Below are 19587 nucleotides of genomic sequence, written 5' to 3' on the forward strand. Positions count from 1 at the left end.
CAGCGCCACGTGCACGGGGTCGTCGCCACCGATCAGCGCACGAGCACCTCGGCCACGTCGGCGGGCAGGAGACCACTCACGACGCCAGCGCGGCCGCCCGCACGTCAGGCGGTCCGGCGCAGCAGCGCCAGGTACATCGCGTCGGTCCCGTGCAGGTGCGGCCACAGCTGGACGTCCGGCCCGTCGCCGAGCGCGAGCACGCCCGCCATCAGCGGGCGTGCGTCGATCCACTCGGCCTCGGCCGCCGGGCCCCCGCGGCCCTTCAGGACGTCCTCCACCACGGCCCGGGTCTCCGCCGGATGCGGCGAGCAGGTCGCGTAGCCCACCACGCCGCCGACCCGCACCGCCACCAGCGCCTGCCGCAGCAGCTCCCGCTGGAGCGGCGCGAAGCCGTCCAGGTCCTCCGGGCGGCGCCGCCAACGCGCCTCGGGCCGACGGCGCAGCGCACCCAGACCGGTGCACGGCACGTCCACCAGCACCCGGTCGAAGGCCCCCGGCCGCCACGCCGGACGGGTGCCGTCGGCGGCGATCACCGCGTACGGACCGGGGTTGCCGTCCAGCGACCGGGCCACCAACCGCGCCCGATGCGGCTGCTTCTCCGACGCCACCAGCGCCGCGCCCCGCTGCGCCGCCAACGCGCCCAGCAGCGCCGCCTTGCCGCCCGGGCCCGCGCAGCCGTCCAGCCACGTGCGGTCCGGGCCGTCCAGCGGCGCGGCGGCCAACGCCAGCGCGACCAGCTGGCTGCCCTCGTCCTGCACACCGGCGCGCCCCTCGCGCACCGCGTCCAACGCACCCGGCTCGCCGCCCTCGGCCAACCGGACCGCGTACGGCGACCACCGGCCGGGCAGCGCACCGTCCTCGCCGGCGGCGGCCAGCAGCTCCTCGGCGGTGGACCGACCGGGCCGTGCCACCAGCGTCACCTCGGGGCGCTCGTTGTCGGCCGCCAACAAATCCTCGATGCCCGCACGGCCACCGCCGAGGGCGTCCCAGAGCGCGGAGACGACCCAGCGCGGATGGGCGTGGACGACACCCAGGTGGTCCTCGGGGTCCTCGTCGTACTCCGGCGCGACCCGCTCCAGCCAACCGTCCAGGTCGTGCGCGGTGAGCTTGCGCAGCACCGCGTTGACGAACTTCGCCCGGCCGTCACCCAGCACCACCCGGGCCAGGTCGACGGTGGCACTGACCGCGGCGTGCGGCGGGATCCGGGTACCGAGCAGTTGGTGCGCACCGAGCGTCAGCACGTCGAGCACCGGCGGGTCCACCTCGCGCAGCGGCCGGTCCACGCACTGCGCCAGGATCGCGTCGTAGGTGCCCTGGCGGCGCAGCGACCCGTAGACCAGCTCGGTGGCCAGCGCCGCGTCCCGGGCGTCGAAGTCGCCGGCCGCCCGCGCCTTGCGCAGCAGCGGTGGCAGGACGAGGTTGGCGTAGGCGTCCCGCTCGTCCACCGCCCGCAGTGCCTCGAACGCGAGGACCCGGACCGGGTCCTTCATCGGGCGGCGGTAGGGCTTGCGGGTGCCGTGGCGACGCGGCGGCTGCTGACTCACAGAAAAGGTGCTCCGGATGTACGGGACGGGGATGCTCCCCAGCCTACGCGGGCCCGCACCCGCGCCATGCACGCGGCCGGCCCGCGCCCGCGCACGCGCCGTCCGCCGGTCAGTCGCCCAGCTGCTCCCCGTCGGCGATCCGCACCCCGCGCGCCCAGTCCGCCGCCTGCATCGGCTTCTTGCCCTGCGGCTGAACCCAGAGCAGCTGCACGGGGTGGCTGCCGGTGCCCACGTGCACCGACTTCTTGGTGACGGCGAGTTCGCCCGCCGGCAGGGCAGACCCGTCGTACCCGGCGACCGGGGCGGCCGCCATCACCTTGAGCCGCTCGCCGCGGAAGACCGTCCAGGCACCGGGCGCCGGCGCACAACCGCGGACCACCCGGTCCACCCGCAGGGCCGGAGCGGTCCAGTCGATCCGGGCGTCCGCGACCTCGATCTTCGGGGCCAGGGTGACCCCCTCCGCCGGCTGCGGCACCGGCTTGAGGCTGCCGTCCTCGATGCCGTCCATCGTGGCGACGAGCAGCCCGGAACCGGCGAACGCCAGCCGGGTCAGCAGGTCCCCGCTGGTGTCCGTCGGCCGGACCTCCTCGGTGAGCACCCCGTACACCGGGCCGGAGTCCAGCCCGCGTTCGATCTGGAAGGTGGTGGCGCCGGTGATCTCGTCCCCGGCCAGCACCGCGTGCTGGACGGGCGCCGCGCCCCGCCACGCCGGCAGCAGCGAGAAGTGCAGGTTGACCCAGCCGTGGGTCGGCACGTCCAGCGCCACCTGGGGCAGCAGCGCCCCGTAGGCGACCACCGGAGCGCAGTCCGGCGCGATCTCGCGCAGCCGGGCCAGGAAGTCCTCGTCCCGCGGCTTGACGGGCTTGAGCACCTCGATGCCCGCCTCCTCCGCGCGCTCCGCGACCGGGCTGGCCACCAACCGGCGGCCCCGCCCGGCCGGCGCGTCGGGCCGGGTCACGACGGCCACCACCTCGTGCCGGTCCGAGGCGATCAGGGCATCGAGGGCGGGTACGGCGACCTCGGGGGTGCCGGCGAAGACAAGCCTCATGGGTGACGGACTACCTCTCACACGCTGCGGAACGACACACCAGTCTAGGGGCCTTGACGCAGGTCATGGGCCGGAACACCGGGGGGCGTGCGAAGTCACCCGCGCCCCGCGCACACGCTCGTACGCCCCTGCACCGTGACCAGAGCCGCTCCTGGCGCGTTGGTCAAACAGCATTGACCGCTTCCGGGCCGCTTTGGCGGCCCGAACGCTTTCACCCATCCTTTCCACGCCGGTTCGAGAGGCTTGCTCATGGCCGACCACGCAACCCACGACGCCCAGGCGCGCGCCAGCCTGCATCTCCTGGTGCGGGACATCGAGCGGGTCCGCCGGCAGGTGGACGCCCTGCGCACGCTCACCGCACAGCTCGGCAACGTCTACCGACCGCGCCGCACGGGCCCCTCCGCGGGCTTCGTCGTCTACGGACGGGCGCCCGCCCCCACTGTGCGGCTCGCCCAAGAGCTGCGCGACAGCGTCGAAACGCTAGTCACCGCGGCCGTCGACTTCGACCGCTCGCTGGGCTTCTCCTGGGACGCGGTGGGCTCCGCACTCGGCGTCACCAAGCAGGCGGTGCACCGCCGTTACGGCGCCCGGCGGGCCACCGCCCAGCAGTCCGGCGACGCCGGCGAGAGCGCGGTGCGCCCCTCCGACGCCCCGGCCGCCCGCGCGATCAGCATGGCCGGCGGCCTGACCGGCACGCCGGCCGTCCCGGCCGCCCGCACCATGCCCACCCAGCCCTCCGCCGCCTCCCGTGAAGAGGCCCGCCCCGGCGCCTTCCCCGGCCCCCGCAACGGCTGACGCCGCTCCCCGGACTCCCCCGACGTCGCCCCGCCCCGGAACCCGGGACCGCCCGCCGACCACGGTCCCGGGGCGACGCGCACCGCCGACACGCGGGCACCCGGCCCGCGCCCCGAACGGCCCAGCAGCACGGGCCCCGCGGACCGGATCAGCCCAGGTCCGGCGGATCGATCCGCACCCGCACCGCCTCGCCCTCCCGCTTGACCAGCCGGGCCGCCCGCGCGGCCTTCAGCGCCGCCGCCAGCGCGGCGCCCTGCCCAGGACGCACCCGGACCAGCGCGCGCTCCCACACCTCGCCCGGGGGAGGATCCCCCGGCCGCCGCGGTCGCCCGGGATCCGGCACCGGCAGCGGCACCGGGCCCAGCACCTCGGCCCCCGCGGGGAGTTCGGCAGCCCGCAGCAGACCGGCCACGTCGTCGGACCGCCCCGCCACCGCAGCCATCCGCGACACCGGCGGGAACCCCAGCTCCGCCCGCTCCGCCAACTCGCGCACCGCGTGGCCGACCGGGTCCCAGCGCACCAGCGCCTGCACCGGCCGCAACGTCGGCTCGGCGATCACCGCGACCGCCCCGCCCGCCGCCTGGCCACGGACCAGGGCGGCCGCCCCCAGCCAGCGGCGCAGCGCCTCCTCCCCGGCCCGCAGGTCCGGCCGGCCCAGCAGCGCCCAGCCGTCCAGCAGCAGCGCGGCGGCGTAACCCTGGCCCTCGGCGACCGGTTCGGCGCCGGGCGTGCTCACCACCAGCGCCGGGGTGGCGGGCACCGACGCCAGGACGTGGTCGCGCCCCGACGTGCGCACCGGAACCGCCGGGAAGGCGCGGCCCAGCTCCTCCGCCGTCCGTCGGGCCCCGACGACCTGCGCCCGCAGCCGGGCCCCGCCGCACTCCGCGCACATCCAGTCCGACTCCTCGCGGCCGCACCAGGCACAGGCCAAGTCGCCCGCGGCGCGCGCCTCCAACGGGCCGGCGCAGGCCCGACAGCGGGCTGGTTCCCGGCACCGTTCGCAGGCCAGCCGGGGGGCGTAACCGCGCCGCGGCACCTGCACCAGCACCGGACCGCGGGTGAGGCCGTCCCGCACCAACTGCCAGGCCATCGACGGCAGCCGGGCGGCACGCGCCGCGGCGTCCCGGGCCTCGTCGCCGTCGCCGATCGTGCGCACCAGAGGGGCGGCGGCCCGCACCCGTTCCCGGTCGGCGGCCAGCGGCCGGGCCCAGCCGGTCTCGACCAGCTGCGCCGCCTCGACCGTGCAGCTCAGCCCGCCGAGCAGGAATCCGGCCCGCTCGCCGACCGCACGTTGCAGGAGCACTTCCCGGGCGTGCGGCTGGGGGGCGTGCGGATCGCTGTGGCTGCCGTCGCCGTCGTCCCAGAGCGCGACCAGCCCCAGGCCGGCCACCGGTGCGAACATCGCGGCCCGCGTCCCGACCACCGCGCGCACCGAGCCCCGGCTGACCGCCAACCAGCGCCGGTACCGCTCCTCGGGGCCGCACTCGGCCGTCAGCACCACGTGCCGGCCGGGCCCGACCAGGGCGCCGAGCGCCGCGTCCACCCGGGCCGCGGCGCGGCCGTCGGGCACCACCACCAGGGCCCCGCGCCCGCCGGCGAGCGCCGCGGCCGCCGCCCGCGCCAGTTCGTCGGGCCAGGTCGGTCCGGGCAGCGCCGTCCACACCGCCCGCGGCGCGTCCCCCTGCGCCAGCGCCGTCAGGAAACCGGGACCGGCCCCGTAGCGCTCCCAACTCCCGGGATCCGGTGGGGCGTTGGGCGGCAGCGGGGCGGGCGACGACTCGGCCTCGACCCGGGACCGGCGCGGCGGCACCGCCAGCTGCACCACGTCCGCCAGCGACCCGGCATAGCGGTCGGCGACCGCCCGGCACAGCGCCAGCAGCTCCGCGGTCAGCACCGGCTCCGGGGAGAGCACCTGAGCGATCGGCGCCAACACCCCCCGGAACTCGCTCTCGGCCACCCGCTCCACGATGAAGCCGCTGACCAGTCGGCCACCCTCGCGCCGACCGCCCTTCTCCCCCGCACCGAACCGCACCCGGACCCGCACCCCGGGCCGGGCCTCGGCGTCCATCGCGGCCGGCACCGCGTAGTCGAAGAACCGGTCGAGGTGGACCAGGCCCTTGTCCACCAGGACCCGCGCCACCGGCAGCTCCGGCGCCAACGCGGCCCCCCGCCACGTGCGCGGCTTGGCCCGCTCCGCCTTCGTCTCCCGCACGGCTTCCCGGATCAGGGCCAGCTGCTCGCCCTGCTCCCCCGGATCCCGCCCGTTCTCCCTGCTCACAGCATCCAGTCTTAGCAGACGGCACCGACAGCGGCCGGCGCCCGGGAAAGCCCGAGGGCCCCGGACCGTCCAGCGGTCCGGGGCCCTCGGGGGAAAGCCCTGGCGGTGCGGTGCCTTCTTTTACAGGCCCGCGGCCTTGCGGAGGGCGTCCACCCGGTCGGTGCGCTCCCAGGTGAAGTCCTCCAGCTCACGGCCGAAGTGGCCGTAGGCGGCGGTCTGGGAGTAGATCGGGCGGAGCAGGTCGAGGTCGCGGATGATCGCAGCCGGGCGGAGGTCGAAGACCTCGCCGATGGCCTGCTCGATCTTCTCGGTGTCGACCGCGTTGGTGCCGAAGGTCTCCACGAAGAGACCGACCGGCTCGGCCTTGCCGATCGCGTAGGCGACCTGGACCTCGCAGCGCGAGGCGAGGCCGGCGGCGACGACGTTCTTCGCCACCCAGCGCATCGCGTACGCCGCGGAGCGGTCGACCTTGGACGGGTCCTTGCCGGAGAACGCACCGCCACCGTGGCGGGCCATGCCGCCGTAGGTGTCGATGATGATCTTGCGGCCGGTCAGTCCGGCGTCGCCCATCGGGCCACCGATCTCGAACCGCCCGGTCGGGTTGACCAGCAGGCGGTAGTCGTCGGTGTCCAGCTTGATGCCGTCCTCGACCAGCTGGTTGAGGACGTGCTCGACGACGAACTCGCGGATGTCGGGCGCGAGCAGCGAGTCCAGGTCGATGTCGCTGGCGTGCTGGGAGGAGACCACCACGGTGTCGAGGCGGACGGCCTTGTTGCCGTCGTACTCGACGGTCACCTGGGTCTTGCCGTCGGGACGGAGGTAGGGGATGGTCCCGTTCTTGCGGACCTCCGACAGCCGGCGCGAGAGGCGGTGCGCCAGGTAGATCGGGAGCGGCATCAGCTCGGGGGTCTCGTCGCAGGCGAACCCGAACATCAGGCCCTGGTCGCCCGCGCCCTGCCGGTCCAGCTCGTCGTCGTCGCCTTCGACGCGGTTCTCATAAGCGGTGTCGACACCCTGGGCGATGTCCGGCGACTGGGCCCCGATGGACACCGAGACGCCGCAGGAGGCGCCGTCGAAGCCCTTCTTCGAGGAGTCGTAGCCGATCTCCAGGATCTTGTTCCGGACGAGGTTGGGGATGTCGGCGTACGCCTTGGTCGTCACCTCGCCGGCCACGTGCACCAGGCCGGTGGTGATCAACGTCTCCACGGCGACCCGGGAAGTCGGGTCCTCCTTGAGGAGTGCGTCGAGAATGGTGTCGCTGATCTGGTCAGCGATCTTGTCGGGGTGGCCCTCGGTGACGGATTCCGAGGTAAACAGGCGGCGGGACACATCGCTCCCTGGGGTTGCAGCGGCTGCTGGCTGATCATTTAGCGGAACGGCCGAGAGCTGCGCTCGGCCAAATCCACTGCCAGTTTATCGGTCGAACGTGGCGCTCGGGCACCCAGTCTCGATTTATGGAACCCCCGTGACCTGGGACACCAGTGCCTCACGGTAGCGACGATCACCTTGAGAATCAGCCGGGTCAAGGGGGCACGCCGATTTTGAGGGGCCGGCGAGGAGCCTCGGCGCCCCGATCCGGGGCTCCTGAAGCGGGGGGACCGATCAGGATCGGGGCTGGTCCAAACGGGCGATGACCAGGTCCCACACGGTGTCGGCGAGGGCTTCCTTCGGACCGTGGGGCACGGGGGTCTCGGTGCCGTCCGTGGCCAGGATCACGGCCTCGTTCTCGGCCGAACCGAAGGTCTTGTGCTCACCGACCTCATTGACGACCAGGAGATCGCAGCCCTTGCGGGCGAGCTTGGCCCGGCCGTTGGCGAGGACGTCGTCGGTCTCGGCGGCGAAACCGACGACCAGCTGGTTGGGGCGGGCCCGGTCCGCGGAAAGCTCCGCAAGGATGTCCGGATTCCGTACCAGGGTGACGGGTTCCGGCTCCTGCCCCTCCCGCTTCTTGATCTTGCCGGTGGCGTAGACGGCGGGCCGGAAATCGGCCACCGCGGCGGCCATCACCACCGCGTCGGCGTCCGCCGCGGCCTTCAGCACGGCCTCGCGCAGCTGCCGGGCGGTGCCGATGTGGACCACGTCCACGCCGGCCGGGTCGGGCAGCGCGGTGTCACCGGCGACCAGCGTGACCCGGGCGCCCCGGGCGGCGGCGGTCCGGGCGAGGGCGTAGCCCTGCTTGCCGGACGAGCGGTTGCCCAGGAAGCGCACCGGGTCCAGCGGCTCCCGGGTGCCGCCCGCGCTGACCACGACGTGCCGGCCGGTGAGGTCCTGCGTCAGGCCCTCGGCTCCCCGGGCCAGCACCTGGCGGCACAGGTCGAAGATCTCCACCGGGTCCGGGAAGCGGCCCTTGCCGGTGTCGACGCCGGTGAGCCGGCCCACGGCGGGCTCGATGACCAGCGCGCCGCGGCGCCGCAGCGTGGCGACGTTCTCCTGGGTGGCGGGGTTCTCCCACATCTCGGTGTGCATCGCGGGCGCGAAGACCACCGGGCAGCGGGCAGTGAGCAGGGTGTTGGTCAGCAGGTCGTCGGCGAGGCCGTGGGCCGCCTTGGCCAGCATGTCCGCGGTGGCCGGGGCGACCACGACGAGGTCGGCGGCCTGGCCGATGCGGACGTGCGGGACCTCGTGGACGGACTCCCAGACCTCGGTGCCGGCCGGGTTGCCGGACAGCGCCGACCAGGTGGCCTCGCCGACGAAGTGCAGGGCCGAGGCGGTCGGCACCACGCGCACGTCGTGGCCGGACTCCGTGAGCCGGCGCAGCAGCTCGCACGCCTTGTAGGCGGCGATCCCGCCACTGACCCCCAGGACGACCCTGGGCCGCTCCCGCTTGTCCATCGTTTCCCCGCTCCCCGAGCCTCGGACCGCACGCATGTCCCTCAACCTATGCCCTCGTGACGCACCAAGGGCCCGGCAGGCACCCCCGACTTCGCGTCGGGAGAATCACCTGCCGGGCCCTTGGTGAGGGCAACAGTGCCGCTTACTGGCCGACCGGGCCCTCGATGGCCTCCGAGGTCAGCAGACCGGCGTTGATCTCGCGGAGCGCGATCGACAGCGGCTTCTCGTGCACGTGGGTGTCGACCAGCGGGCCGACGTACTCCAGCAGGCCCTCGCCGAGCTGGGAGTAGTACGCGTTGATCTGGCGCGCGCGCTTGGCGGCGTAGATCACAAGGCTGTACTTCGAGTCGGTGGCCTCGAGCAGCTCATCAATGGGCGGGTTGATGATGCCCTCGGGTGCGGTGATGGAAGAGGACACGCTCTACCTTCCGAAAGGGGATGAAGCAGGTGGGGGCGCACAGGCGCCGAAATCCTTGGCGCCGCGGTCGGGACCGGAGTCAGTCGCCGGAGGTCCGGTCTTCAGGGCGGCGCAGCATCAAGGCTAGCAGCTCACGGCTGACGTCCTCGACGGAGGTGTTGACGAGCGTCACGTCGAACTCCTTCTCCGCCGCGAGCTCGATCCGGGCCGCCTCCAGGCGCCGCTCGATGACCTCCGGGGCCTCCGTGCCGCGGCCGGTGAGCCGGCGGACCAGCTCGTCCCAGCTCGGCGGGGCCAGGAAGACCAGGTGCGCCTCCGGCATGGACTCGCGCACCTGACGGGCGCCCTGCAGATCGATCTCCAGGAGGACCGGCTCGCCGGCCGCCAGCCGGTCCAGCACCGCCTGGCGCGGGGTGCCGTAGCGGTTGCCGGCGAACTCGGCCCATTCCAGCAGCTCACCGTTGGCGATCAGCTTGTCGAATTCCTCGTCCTCGACGAAGAAGTACTGAACGCCGTGGCGCTCCCCGGGGCGCGGCTTGCGGGTGGTGGCCGAGACCGAGAGCCAGATTTCCGGATGGACCTTGCGCAGATGCGCGACGACCGTGCTCTTGCCGACCCCCGAAGGGCCGGAGAGCACGGTCAGGCGCGGTTGTCTGGCCGGGGAGACGGGGGTGCTCCCCCGGGAGACTGCAGAACTCATGCAGCGATTATTCCAGCTTCCCGGCAGTGCCGAGAAACTCAGGAACCCGTGCTGCCGAACTCACGCTCCAGGGATGCGATCTGGTTGGAGCCCAGACCACGCACCCGGCGGCTCTCGGAAATGCCGAGCCGCTCCATGATCTGCTTGGCGCGGACCTTGCCCACGCCCGGCAGGGACTCCAGAAGGGCGGAGACCTTCATCTTGCCGATGACATCGTTTTTCTGGCCCTGCTGGATGACCTCGTGGAGGGAGGCTCCGGAGTGCTTGAGCCGATTCTTGACCTCGGCGCGCTCCCGGCGAGCCGCGGCGGCCTTTTCGAGCGCGGCAGCGCGCTGTTCAGGGGTAAGGGGCGGAAGAGCCACGCCTACGTCACCTCGGATGTCGAACTGTCGGATACGGACCGGTGTGGAACCTAGTCGCCCCGCATCAGCGGAGCAACGAGCAACGCGCTTACGTGCAGTGCTCTCGACGGAGACTAGCGGCCGATCGCGCTGGAGTCAGCGAGAACAGACGAAAAGTCCTGGTCAGACTCAGCCGACCAGGACATTTCGGGACCAAATGACCGCGTTACGTGAGGGCTGCACGCACTTCGTCGGCACAGCGGGCCGCCGCGGCGCGCAGCGCGCCGGTGTCCGGTCCGTGCTTGAGCACGCCCCGACTGACGCTCGGCACCACGTTGCGAACCGCCCCGCCGAAGACGGTGGGCAGGTCGGCGGGGGTGGCGCCCTGCGCACCGATGCCGGGGGCCAGCAGTGGGCCGTTGATCGCCAGGTCGAAGGCGGAGAGATCGCCGAGCGTGGCGCCGACGACCGCGCCGAACGACCCCAGCGGCTCCGCACCGGCATTCTCGGCGGCGAGGTGGCCGAGCACGGTGGCGGCGACGGTGCGGCCGTCCTCGCGGACCGCCCGTTGGACCTCCGCGCCCTCCGGGTTCGAGGTCAGGCCGAGCACGAAGAGGCCGGCGCCGCTCTCCCGCGCCAGCTCCACGGCGGGCTTCAGCGAGCCGAAGCCGAGATAGGGGGAGACCGTCAGCGCGTCGGAGAACAGCGGCGAGTCCGGGCGCAGGAACGCCTCGGCGTAGGCGCCCATCGTGGAACCGATGTCGCCGCGCTTGGCGTCCATGAGGATCAGGGCACCGCGCTCCCGCGCCTCCTCGACGGCGGTCTCCAGCACGGCGACGCCGCGCGAACCGAACCGCTCGAAGAAGGCCGACTGCGGCTTGAAGACCGCGACCTGTTCGCCGAGCGCCTCCACCACGGTCCGGGTGAACCGGGCCAGGCCGGCCACGTCGTCGTTCAGGCCCCAGTCGGCCAGCAGCGAGGCGTGCGGGTCGATGCCGACGCAGAGCGGGCCGCGCTCGTCCATGGCGCGGCGCAGGCGGGCGCCGAAGGGTTCGAGGCTCATCCGGTCACCTTCGTGTGGTCGGCGCCGACCGCGTCGGCGAGGGTGGCGTACGGGCTGTTGCGCAGGCGCGCGGCGAGGCCCTTGTGGATCGCCCGGCACCAGAACGGGCCCTGGTAGATGAAGGCGCTGTAGCCCTGGACGAGCGTGGCGCCGGCGAGGATGCGCTGCCAGGCGTCGTCGGCGGTCTCGATGCCGCCGACGCCGATCAGGGTGATCCGGTCGCCCACGCGGGCGTACAGGCGGCGCAGGACCTCCAGGGAGCGCTCCTTGACCGGGGCGCCGGACAGGCCGCCGGTCTCGGCGACCAGCTTCGGGTCGGAGGTCAGGCCGAGGCCCTCGCGGGCGATGGTGGTGTTGGTGGCGATGATGCCGTCCAGGCCCAGTTCCAAGGCGAGGTCGGCGACCGCGTCCACGTCCTCGTCGGCGAGGTCGGGGGCGATCTTGACCAGCAGCGGGACCCGGCGGTCGGTCACCGTGCGGTCGGCGGCCTCGCGGACCGCGGTGAGCAGCGGCCGCAGGTGGTCCGTGGCCTGGAGGTTGCGCAGCCCCGGCGTGTTCGGTGAGGAGACGTTGACGACCAGGTAGTCGGCGTGCCGGGCCAGGCGCTCGGTTGAGGCGACGTAGTCGGCGACCGCCTCGGCCTCCGGCACGACCTTGGTCTTGCCGATGTTGACGCCGACCGTGGTCCGGAAGACGGGGTTGCGGGCGGCCAGCCGGGCGGCGACCGCCGCCGAGCCGTCGTTGTTGAAGCCCATGCGGTTGATCAGCGCCCGGTCCGGCACCAGCCGGAACAGCCGCTTCTTGGGGTTGCCGGGCTGCGGCTGGGCGGTGACCGTGCCGATCTCGACGTGGTCGAAGCCGAGCATGGCCATGCCGTCGATGGCGACGGCGTTCTTGTCGAAGCCGGCGGCCAGGCCGAACGGGCCGTGCATCCGGCGGCCCAGGGCCTCGGTGCGCAGTTCCTCGTGGCGGGGGGCGAGGGCGGCCGCGACGAAGGTGCGCAGCACCGGGGTGCGCGCGGCCAGGCGGATCCAGCGGAAGGCCGTGTGGTGGGCCTTCTCGGGGTCCATGCGCTGGAAGATCAGCTGGAAGAACAGGCGGTACATGGTGGACGGACCTTTGCGCGAGGGGTTCGGTGGGCTCATGAAGAGGGGGACACCGGCCGGTGTCCCCCTCTCGGGCCTACTCCTCGCGGGCCGCGGTCAGATGTCGGGCGTGCTCCTGGAGGGAGCGCACCCCGACATCGCCGCGGGACACCGCCTCGATGCCCTGGACGGCGGCGGCCAGTGCCTGGACCGTCGTCAGGCAGGGGATGCCGCGGGCCACGGAGGCCGTGCGGATGTCGTAGCCGTCGAGCCGACCGCCGGTCCCGTAGGGGGTGTTGACGATCAGGTCGACCTGGCCGTCGTGGATCAGCTGGACGATGGTCTTCTCGCCGTTCGGGCCCTCGCCCTCGGACTGCTTGCGCACCACGGTGGCCTTGATGCCGTTGCGGCGCAGCACCTCGGCGGTGCCGGAGGTGGCCAGCAGCTCGAAGCCGTGGGCGACCAGCTCGCGGGCCGGGAAGATCATCGAGCGCTTGTCGCGGTTGGCGACGGAGACGAACGCGCGGCCCTTGGTGGGCAGCGCCCCGTAGGCGCCGGCCTGCGACTTGGCGTACGCCGTGCCGAAGACCGAGTCGATGCCCATGACCTCGCCGGTGGAGCGCATCTCCGGGCCGAGGACGGTGTCCACGCCGCGGCCCGAGGCGTCCCGGAAGCGCGACCAGGGCATGACCGCCTCCTTGACGGAGATCGGCGCGTCCAGCGGCAGCGTGCCGCCGTCCCCGGTCTTGGGCAGCATGCCCTCGGCACGGAGTTCGGCGATGGTGGCGCCCAGCGAGATCCGGGCGGCGGCCTTGGCCAGCGGGACCGCGGTGGCCTTCGAGGTGAACGGCACGGTCCGCGAGGCGCGCGGGTTGGCTTCGAGGACGTAGAGGATGTCCCCGGCCATCGCGAACTGGATGTTGATCAGGCCGCGGACGCCGACGCCCTTGGCGATGGCCTCCGTGGAGGCGCGCAGCCGCTTGATGTCGAAGCCGCCGAGGGTGATCGGGGGCAGCGCGCAGGCGGAGTCGCCGGAGTGGATGCCGGCCTCCTCGATGTGCTCCATGACGCCGCCGAGGTAGAGCTCGTGGCCGTCGTAGAGGGCGTCCACGTCGATCTCGATGGCGTCGTCGAGGAACCGGTCGATGAGGACCGGGTGCTGCTCGATCAGGCCGGCGTGCCGCTCCAGGTACCCGGCCAGCGAGGGCTCGTCGTAGACGATCTCCATGCCGCGGCCGCCCAGCACGTAGGACGGGCGGACCATGACCGGGTAGCCGATCTCGGCGGCGATGTTCTTGGCCTCCTCGAAGGAGAAGGCGGTGCCGTACTTCGGGGCCGGCAGCCCGGCCTCGGTCAGCACCCGGCCGAACGCGCCGCGCTCCTCGGCGAGGTCGATCGCCTCGGGCGAGGTGCCGACGACCGGCACGCCGTTGTCCTTGAGGGCCTGGGCCAGGCCCAGCGGGGTCTGGCCGCCGAGCTGGACGATGACGCCGGCGACCGGGCCCGCCTGGGACTCGGCGTGCACGATCTCCAGCACGTCCTCGAGCGTGAGCGGCTCGAAGTACAGGCGGTCGGAGGTGTCGTAGTCGGTGGAGACGGTCTCCGGGTTGCAGTTGACCATCACGGTCTCGTAGCCGGCGTCGCTGAGCGCGAACGAGGCGTGGACGCAGGAGTAGTCGAACTCGATGCCCTGGCCGATGCGGTTGGGGCCGGAGCCGAGGATGATCACCGCGGGCTTCTCGCGGGGCGCGACCTCACTCTCCTCGTCGTAGGACGAGTAGAAGTACGGGGTCCGGGCCGCGAACTCGGCCGCGCAGGTGTCGACCGTCTTGTAGACGGGGCGCAGGCCGAGCGCGTGCCGGACCTCGCGGACGACGTCCTCGCGCAGGCCGCGGATGGCCGCGATCTGGGCGTCGGAGAAGCCGTGGCGCTTTGCTTCCGCAAGGACGTCGGGTTCGAGCGTGTCGACGGCCGCGATCTCGTCCGCGGTCTCCTTGATCAGGAAGAGCTGGTCGACGAACCACGGGTCGATCTTCGTGGCGTCGAAGACCTCCTGCGGGGTGGCGCCGGCCCGGATCGCCGCCATGACGGTGTTGATCCGCCCGTCGGTGGGGACCTTGGCCCGCTCCAGCAGCTCGGCCTTGTCGCCCGGCTCGCCGGTGAAGGCGAACTGGCTGCCCTTCTTCTCCAGCGACCGCAGCGCCTTGTTGAGCGCCTCGGTGAAGTTGCGGCCGATGGCCATCGCCTCGCCGACCGACTTCATGGTGGTGGTCAGCGTGGCGTCGGCGGCCGGGAACTTCTCGAAGGCGAACCGCGGCACCTTGACGACGACGTAGTCGAGGGTCGGCTCGAACGACGCCGGGGTCTCCCGGGTGATGTCGTTCGGGATCTCGTCGAGGGTGTAGCCGACGGCCAGCTTCGCGGCGATCTTCGCGATCGGGAAGCCTGTGGCCTTGGAGGCCAGGGCGGAGGAGCGGGAGACCCGGGGGTTCATCTCGATGACGATGACCCGGCCGTCGTCGGGGTTGACCGCGAACTGGATGTTGCAGCCGCCGGTGTCCACCCCGACCTCGCGGATCACCGCGATGCCGATGTCCCGCAGGACCTGGTACTCGCGGTCGGTGAGGGTCATCGACGGGGCGACGGTGATCGAGTCACCGGTGTGCACGCCCATCGGGTCGAAGTTCTCGATGGAGCAGACCACCACGACGTTGTCGTGCTTGTCGCGCATCAGCTCCAGCTCGTACTCCTTCCAGCCGAGGATGGACTCCTCCAGGAGCACCTCGGTGGTCGGCGAGAGCGTCAGGCCCTGGCCGGCGATCCGGCGCAGCTCCTCCTCGTCGTGGGCGAAGCCGGAGCCGGCGCCGCCCATGGTGAAGGACGGGCGGACGACGACCGGGTAGCCGCCGAGCTCCTCGACGCCCGCCAGGACGTCGTCCATGGAGTGGCAGATCACCGAGCGGGCGGACTCGCCGTGGCCGATCTTGGCGTTGACCGCCTTGACGACGTCCTTGAACAGGTCGCGGTCCTCGCCCTTGTGGATCGCCTCCACGTTGGCGCCGATCAGCTCGACGCCGTACTTGGCGAGGGTGCCGGCCTCGTCCAGCGAGATGGCGGTGTTGAGCGCCGTCTGGCCGCCGAGGGTCGGCAGCAGGGCGTCGGGACGCTCCTTGGCGATGATCTTCTCGACGAACTCCGGGGTGATCGGCTCGACGTACGTCGCGTCGGCGATCTCCGGGTCGGTCATGATCGTGGCCGGGTTGGAGTTGACCAGGATGACGCGCAGGCCCTCGGACTTGAGGACCCGGCAAGCCTGGGTGCCGGAGTAGTCGAACTCGGCGGCCTGACCGATGACGATCGGGCCGGAGCCGATGACCAGGACGGACTGGATATCGGTGCGCTTAGGCACGCTGGCCCTCCATCAGGGAAACGCTGTGCTGGTTGTTGTCTCGCATGAGCGCGACGAACCGGTCGAAGAGGTACGCGGCATCGTGCGGGCCGGCGGCGGCCTCGGGGTGGTACTGGACACTGAACGCCGGCTGGTCGAGGAGCTGGAGCCCCTCCACCACGTCGTCGTTGAGGCAGACGTGGGAGACCTCGGCGCGGCCGAAGGGGGTGTCGGAGACCTTGTCCAGGGGCGCGTCGACGGCGAAGCCGTGGTTGTGCGCGGTGACCTCGACCTTGCCGGTCGTCCGGTCCTGCACGGGCTGGTTGATGCCGCGGTGCCCGTACTTGAGCTTGTACGTGCCGAAGCCCAGCGCCCGGCCCAGGATCTGGTTGCCGAAGCAGATGCCGAACAGCGGGGTCTTTCGGGAGAGCACCTCGCGCATCACGCCGACCGCGTGGTCGGCGGTGGCCGGGTCGCCCGGCCCGTTGGAGAAGAACACGCCGTCGGGCTCGACCGCGTACACGTCCTCGGCGGTCGCGGTGGCCGGCAGGACGTGCACCTCGATGCCGCGCTCGGCCATCCGCTGCGGGGTCATGCCCTTGATGCCCAGGTCGACGGCGGCGACGGTGAACTTCTTCGCACCGATCGCCGGGACGACGTACGCCTCCTTGGTGGCGACCTGCGCGGAGAGGTCGGCGCCCTGCATCTCGGGCTGCTGGCGCACCTCGGCGAGCATCGTGCCCTCGTCGGGCAGCGCGTTGCCGGAGAAGATGCCGACCCGCATCGCACCGCGCTCGCGCAGGTGGCGGGTGAGCGCCCGGGTGTCGACGCCGCTGATGCCGACGACGCCCTGCTGGCGCAGCTCCTCGTCGAGGGAGCGCCGGGAGCGCCAGTTGGACGGGACGCGGGCGGGGTCACGGACGACGTAACCGGCGACCCAGATCCGCGCGGACTCGGCGTCCTCGTCGTTCACGCCGGTGTTGCCGACGTGCGGGGCGGTCATGACGACGACCTGACGGTGGTACGAGGGGTCGGTCAGCGTCTCCTGGTAGCCGGTCATGCCGGTGGAGAACACCGCTTCGCCGAAGGTCTCCCCCACGGCCCCGTAGGCACGGCCGCGGAAGGTGCGGCCGTCCTCCAGGACGAGTACGGCGGGGATTTTGGCGGTCCCCTTGGTGGAGGTCGTCATCGTGCGCCTTCCGTTTCGGTGTGCTCGGTGGTGTGCTCGGTGCTGCTGAGCTGGTTGATGGCCTCGACCCAGGCGGGGTGCTCGGCCGCCCGGTCGGAGCGGAAGCCGGAGTCGATCTGCTTGCCGCCGTGTTCCCAGGTGACGATGAGCAGGCCGCCCTCGGGCAGGACCTTGCCGGCGATGCCCTTGTCCAGGCGGGCGCCGCGCAGGGCGGCGGCCGGTACGAAGAAGTCCGTGGCGCCCGGCCGCACGACGTCCAGGCCCCGGTCGGTGAGGGCCATTTCGACCCGGCTGCGGGTGCCCAGACCGCGGGCGACGATCCGGTCGAGCCACTGTCCGGCGGTGGTCGAGCCGTGGTAGCGGCCGGTGAGGGACAGCCGGGCCTCGCCCGCGTCGGCGGGGGCGGACGCCAGCTCGGGCAGGTCGCCCTGGAGGGTGCCGCGCCACTTCCAGCCCTGGCGCATCAGCCAGTAGACGAAGACGACGAAGACCAGCAGACCGACCACCCAGGCGATCCGTCCGGCCCAGTCGGTGACCGGGGCGGAGTGCGGTGCCGCAGCCAAGTGGATGAGTGAAGAAGTCACGCCAGATTCCCGTCGACGAGCGTTGCGCGGCCCCGCAGGAAGGTGTGGGTGACGCGTCCCGGCAGCTCACGGCCCTCGTAGGGGGTGTTGCGGCTGCGGGAGGCGAAACCGGCGGGGTCCACCTCTCCACGGTAAGCGGAATCGACCAGCGTGAGGTTGGCGGGCTCGCCGGCTGAGACGGGGCGGCCGTGGCCGGCCAGCTGCCCGATCCGCGCCGGGGTGGCGGACATCCGGTCGGCGACGCCGGCCCAGTCCAGCAGCCCGGTCTCGACCATGGTGTGCTGGACGACCGACAGCGCGGTCTCCAGGCCCACCATGCCCATGGCCGCCGCGGCCCACTCGCAGTCCTTGTCCTCGTGCGGGTGCGGGGCGTGGTCGGTGGCGACGATGTCGATCGTGCCGTCAGCCAGGGCCTCGCGCAGCGCCAGCACGTCGCGCTCGGTGCGCAGCGGCGGGTTGACCTTGTAGACCGGGTTGTAGCTGCGCACCAGCTCGTCGGTGAGGAGCAGGTGGTGCGGGGTGACCTCGGCGGTCACGTCGATGCCGCGGGACTTGGCCCAGCGGACGATCTCGACGCTGCCCGCGGTGGAGAGGTGGCAGATGTGGACCCGGGAGCCCACGTGCTCGGCGAGCAGCACGTCCCGGGCGATGATCGACTCCTCGGCCACCGCCGGCCAGCCGCCGAGCCCCAGCTCGGCCGAGACGACGCCCTCGTTCATCTGGGCGCCCTCGGTCAGCCGCGGCTCCTGGGCGTGCTGGGCGACGACCCCGCCGAACGCCTTCACGTACTCCAGGGCCCGACGCATGATCACCGCGTCGTCGACGCACTTGCCGTCGTCGGAGAAGACCGTGACGCCGGCCGCCGACTCGTGCATCGCGCCCAGCTCGGCGAGCTTCTTGCCCTCCAGGCCGACGGTGACGGCACCGATCGGCTGGACGTCGCAGTAGCCGTGCTCCTTGCCCAGCCGGTAGACCTGCTCGACGACGCCGGCGGTGTCGGCCACCGGGAAGGTGTTGGCCATGGCGAACACCGCGGTGTAGCCGCCGCTGGCCGCCGCCCTGGTGCCGGTCAGGACCGTCTCGGAGTCCTCCCGGCCCGGCTCGCGCAGGTGGGTGTGGAGGTCGACCAGGCCCGGCAGCAGGACCTTCCCGGCGGCCTCGACGACCTCGGCGCCCTCGGCCGACAGGTCGGTGCCGACCGCCTCGATGAACTCCCCGTCGATCAACACGTCCTGCGGGGCGCCGCCGAGCACCTTCGCACCGCGGATCAGGATCTTGCTCATGGTGTTACTTCTCCTCGGTACGGGGGTGGGTGACGGCGGGCTCGTTGCCGCCGAGCAGCAGGTAGAGGACGGCCATGCGGACGGAGACGCCGTTGGCGACCTGTTCCACGGCCGTGCAGCGGTCGGAGTCGGCGACCTCGGCGGTGATCTCCATGCCGCGGACCATCGGACCGGGGTGCATCACGATGGCGTGCCCGGGCATCCGGCCCATCCGGTCGGCGTCCAGGCCGTAGCGCCGCGAGTACTCGCGCTCGGTCGGGAAGAAGGCGGCGTTCATCCGCTCGCGCTGCACCCGCAGCATCATCACGGCGTCGGACTTGGGCAGCACGGCGTCGAGGTCGTAGGAGACCTCGCACGGCCAGCTCTCGACGCCGACCGGCACCAGGGTGGGCGGCGCGACCAGGGTGACCTCGGCGCCCAGGGTGTGCAGGAGGTCGACGTTGGAGCGGGCGACGCGGCTGTGCAACACGTCGCCGACGAGGGTGATCCGCTTCCCGTCGAGGTCCCGGCCGAGCCCGGCGTCCGGGCCGACGAGCCGGCGCCGCATGGTGAAGGCGTCCAGCAGGGCCTGAGTGGGGTGCTGGTGGGTGCCGTCACCGGCGTTGATCACGGGGGCGTCGATCCAGCCGGAGGTGGCCAGCCGGTACGGGGCGCCGGACGCACCGTGCCGGATGACGACGGCGTCCACGCCCATCGCCTCCAGGGTCTGGGCGGTGTCCTTGAGCGATTCGCCCTTGGAGACGCTGGAGCCCTTGGCGGCGAAGTTGATGACGTCCGCGGAGAGCCGCTTCTCGGCGGCCTCGAAGGAGATCCGGGTGCGGGTCGAGTCCTCGAAGAAGAGGTTGCAGACGGTCCGTCCGCGCAGGGCGGGCAGTTTCTTGATCGGCCGGTCGGCGACCCGGGCCATTTCCTCGGCGGTGTCGAGGATGAGCACGGCGTCGTCCCGCGTGAGATCGGCGGCCGAGATGAGGTGGCGCTTCATCCGGTTTTCTCCGGGAGTGAGGGAGGTGTACGGGAATGTCCGTTGAGCAGGCATGGG

General features: G+C 72.6%; 16 protein-coding genes. 1 reads left to right on the forward strand and 15 read right to left on the reverse strand.

The window, feature by feature from the left end; genetic code table 11:
* Nucleotides 1-104: 104 nt before the first annotated feature.
* Both ABD385_RS18810 and fmt read right to left on the reverse strand, forming a co-directional pair.
* Nucleotides 105-1544, reverse strand: a complete 1440-nt coding sequence (locus ABD385_RS18810) for an RsmB/NOP family class I SAM-dependent RNA methyltransferase (protein WP_344577293.1) — start codon at nt 1542-1544, stop codon at nt 105-107.
* Nucleotides 1545-1653: 109 nt separating this feature from the next.
* Nucleotides 1654-2592, reverse strand: coding sequence for a methionyl-tRNA formyltransferase (gene fmt / locus ABD385_RS18815; protein ID WP_344577295.1), 939 nt, complete (start codon nt 2590-2592; stop codon nt 1654-1656).
* 249 nt (nt 2593-2841) lie between these two features.
* On the opposite strand from fmt, the gene ABD385_RS18820 reads away from it, so the two are divergent.
* Complete coding sequence (locus ABD385_RS18820; protein ID WP_344577296.1) at nt 2842-3387, forward strand: hypothetical protein; 546 nt, start codon at nt 2842-2844, stop codon at nt 3385-3387.
* A 148-nt stretch (nt 3388-3535) separates the two neighbouring features.
* Here ABD385_RS18820 and ABD385_RS18825 read toward each other — a convergent pair whose 3' ends face one another.
* The 13 genes from ABD385_RS18825 to ABD385_RS18885 all read right to left on the reverse strand — a co-directional run bounded on the left by ABD385_RS18825 (nt 3536) and on the right by ABD385_RS18885 (nt 19530).
* Nucleotides 3536-5665, reverse strand: a complete 2130-nt coding sequence (locus ABD385_RS18825) for a primosomal protein N' (RefSeq protein WP_344577297.1) — start codon at nt 5663-5665, stop codon at nt 3536-3538.
* A gap of 120 nt (nt 5666-5785) precedes the next feature.
* A complete protein-coding gene (gene metK / locus ABD385_RS18830; RefSeq protein ID WP_016572367.1) occupies nt 5786-6994 on the reverse strand; it encodes a methionine adenosyltransferase in 1209 nt (402 codons plus the stop codon).
* Between the two features lie 273 nt (nt 6995-7267).
* Nucleotides 7268-8497, reverse strand: coding sequence for a bifunctional phosphopantothenoylcysteine decarboxylase/phosphopantothenate--cysteine ligase CoaBC (gene coaBC / locus ABD385_RS18835; protein WP_344577300.1), 1230 nt, complete (start codon nt 8495-8497; stop codon nt 7268-7270).
* Between the two features lie 142 nt (nt 8498-8639).
* The gene (gene rpoZ, locus ABD385_RS18840) at nt 8640-8915 is read right to left on the reverse strand and encodes a DNA-directed RNA polymerase subunit omega (RefSeq protein ID WP_016572365.1); all 276 of its coding nucleotides are present in this window, start codon (nt 8913-8915) and stop codon (nt 8640-8642) included.
* 79 nt (nt 8916-8994) lie between these two features.
* Nucleotides 8995-9615, reverse strand: coding sequence for a guanylate kinase (gmk, locus tag ABD385_RS18845; protein WP_044373781.1), 621 nt, complete (start codon nt 9613-9615; stop codon nt 8995-8997).
* A 38-nt stretch (nt 9616-9653) separates the two neighbouring features.
* Nucleotides 9654-9977: an integration host factor gene (locus ABD385_RS18850; protein ID WP_016572363.1), complete on the reverse strand. Its 324-nt coding sequence runs from the start codon at nt 9975-9977 to the stop codon at nt 9654-9656.
* A gap of 205 nt (nt 9978-10182) precedes the next feature.
* On the reverse strand, nt 10183-11019 hold the full coding sequence (gene pyrF, locus ABD385_RS18855) for an orotidine-5'-phosphate decarboxylase (protein WP_344577301.1): 837 nt from the start codon (nt 11017-11019) through the stop codon (nt 10183-10185).
* Nucleotides 11016-12125, reverse strand: a complete 1110-nt coding sequence (locus ABD385_RS18860; RefSeq protein WP_344577302.1) for a quinone-dependent dihydroorotate dehydrogenase — start codon at nt 12123-12125, stop codon at nt 11016-11018. Before ABD385_RS18860 ends, pyrF begins: the two co-directional genes overlap by 4 nt.
* Before the next feature lie 76 nt (nt 12126-12201).
* Nucleotides 12202-15513 (reverse strand): carbamoyl-phosphate synthase large subunit, encoded by a 3312-nt coding sequence (gene carB / locus ABD385_RS18865; protein ID WP_344577303.1) that lies wholly within the window; start codon nt 15511-15513, stop codon nt 12202-12204.
* On the reverse strand, nt 15506-16681 hold the full coding sequence (gene carA, locus ABD385_RS18870; protein WP_344577304.1) for a glutamine-hydrolyzing carbamoyl-phosphate synthase small subunit: 1176 nt from the start codon (nt 16679-16681) through the stop codon (nt 15506-15508). The genes carB and carA overlap by 8 nt, the downstream gene beginning before the upstream one ends.
* Nucleotides 16678-17265: a PH-like domain-containing protein gene (locus ABD385_RS18875; RefSeq protein ID WP_344577305.1), complete on the reverse strand. Its 588-nt coding sequence runs from the start codon at nt 17263-17265 to the stop codon at nt 16678-16680. The genes carA and ABD385_RS18875 overlap by 4 nt, the downstream gene beginning before the upstream one ends.
* Nucleotides 17262-18548, reverse strand: a complete 1287-nt coding sequence (locus ABD385_RS18880) for a dihydroorotase (RefSeq protein ID WP_344577306.1) — start codon at nt 18546-18548, stop codon at nt 17262-17264. Before ABD385_RS18880 ends, ABD385_RS18875 begins: the two co-directional genes overlap by 4 nt.
* A 4-nt stretch (nt 18549-18552) precedes the next feature.
* The gene (locus ABD385_RS18885; protein WP_344577307.1) at nt 18553-19530 is read right to left on the reverse strand and encodes an aspartate carbamoyltransferase catalytic subunit; all 978 of its coding nucleotides are present in this window, start codon (nt 19528-19530) and stop codon (nt 18553-18555) included.
* Between the last annotated feature and the right edge of the window lie 57 nt (nt 19531-19587).

The sequence above is a fragment of the Streptomyces lunalinharesii genome (genome assembly GCF_039532155.1).
GTDB lineage: Bacteria > Actinomycetota > Actinomycetes > Streptomycetales > Streptomycetaceae > Streptomyces > Streptomyces lunalinharesii.

Coding starts and splice junctions, on each gene's coding strand:
- pyrF (WP_344577301.1), bottom strand. CDS start 11,019: ATGAGCCTCGAACCCTTCGGCGCCCGCCTGCGCCGCGCCATGGACGAG.
- gmk (WP_044373781.1), bottom strand. CDS start 9,615: ATGAGTTCTGCAGTCTCCCGGGGGAGCACCCCCGTCTCCCCGGCCAGA.
- ABD385_RS18860 (WP_344577302.1), bottom strand. CDS start 12,125: ATGTACCGCCTGTTCTTCCAGCTGATCTTCCAGCGCATGGACCCCGAG.
- ABD385_RS18880 (WP_344577306.1), bottom strand. CDS start 18,548: ATGAGCAAGATCCTGATCCGCGGTGCGAAGGTGCTCGGCGGCGCCCCG.
- fmt (WP_344577295.1), bottom strand. CDS start 2,592: ATGAGGCTTGTCTTCGCCGGCACCCCCGAGGTCGCCGTACCCGCCCTC.
- ABD385_RS18885 (WP_344577307.1), bottom strand. CDS start 19,530: ATGAAGCGCCACCTCATCTCGGCCGCCGATCTCACGCGGGACGACGCC.
- coaBC (WP_344577300.1), bottom strand. CDS start 8,497: ATGGACAAGCGGGAGCGGCCCAGGGTCGTCCTGGGGGTCAGTGGCGGG.
- ABD385_RS18820 (WP_344577296.1), top strand. CDS start 2,842: ATGGCCGACCACGCAACCCACGACGCCCAGGCGCGCGCCAGCCTGCAT.
- carA (WP_344577304.1), bottom strand. CDS start 16,681: ATGACGACCTCCACCAAGGGGACCGCCAAAATCCCCGCCGTACTCGTC.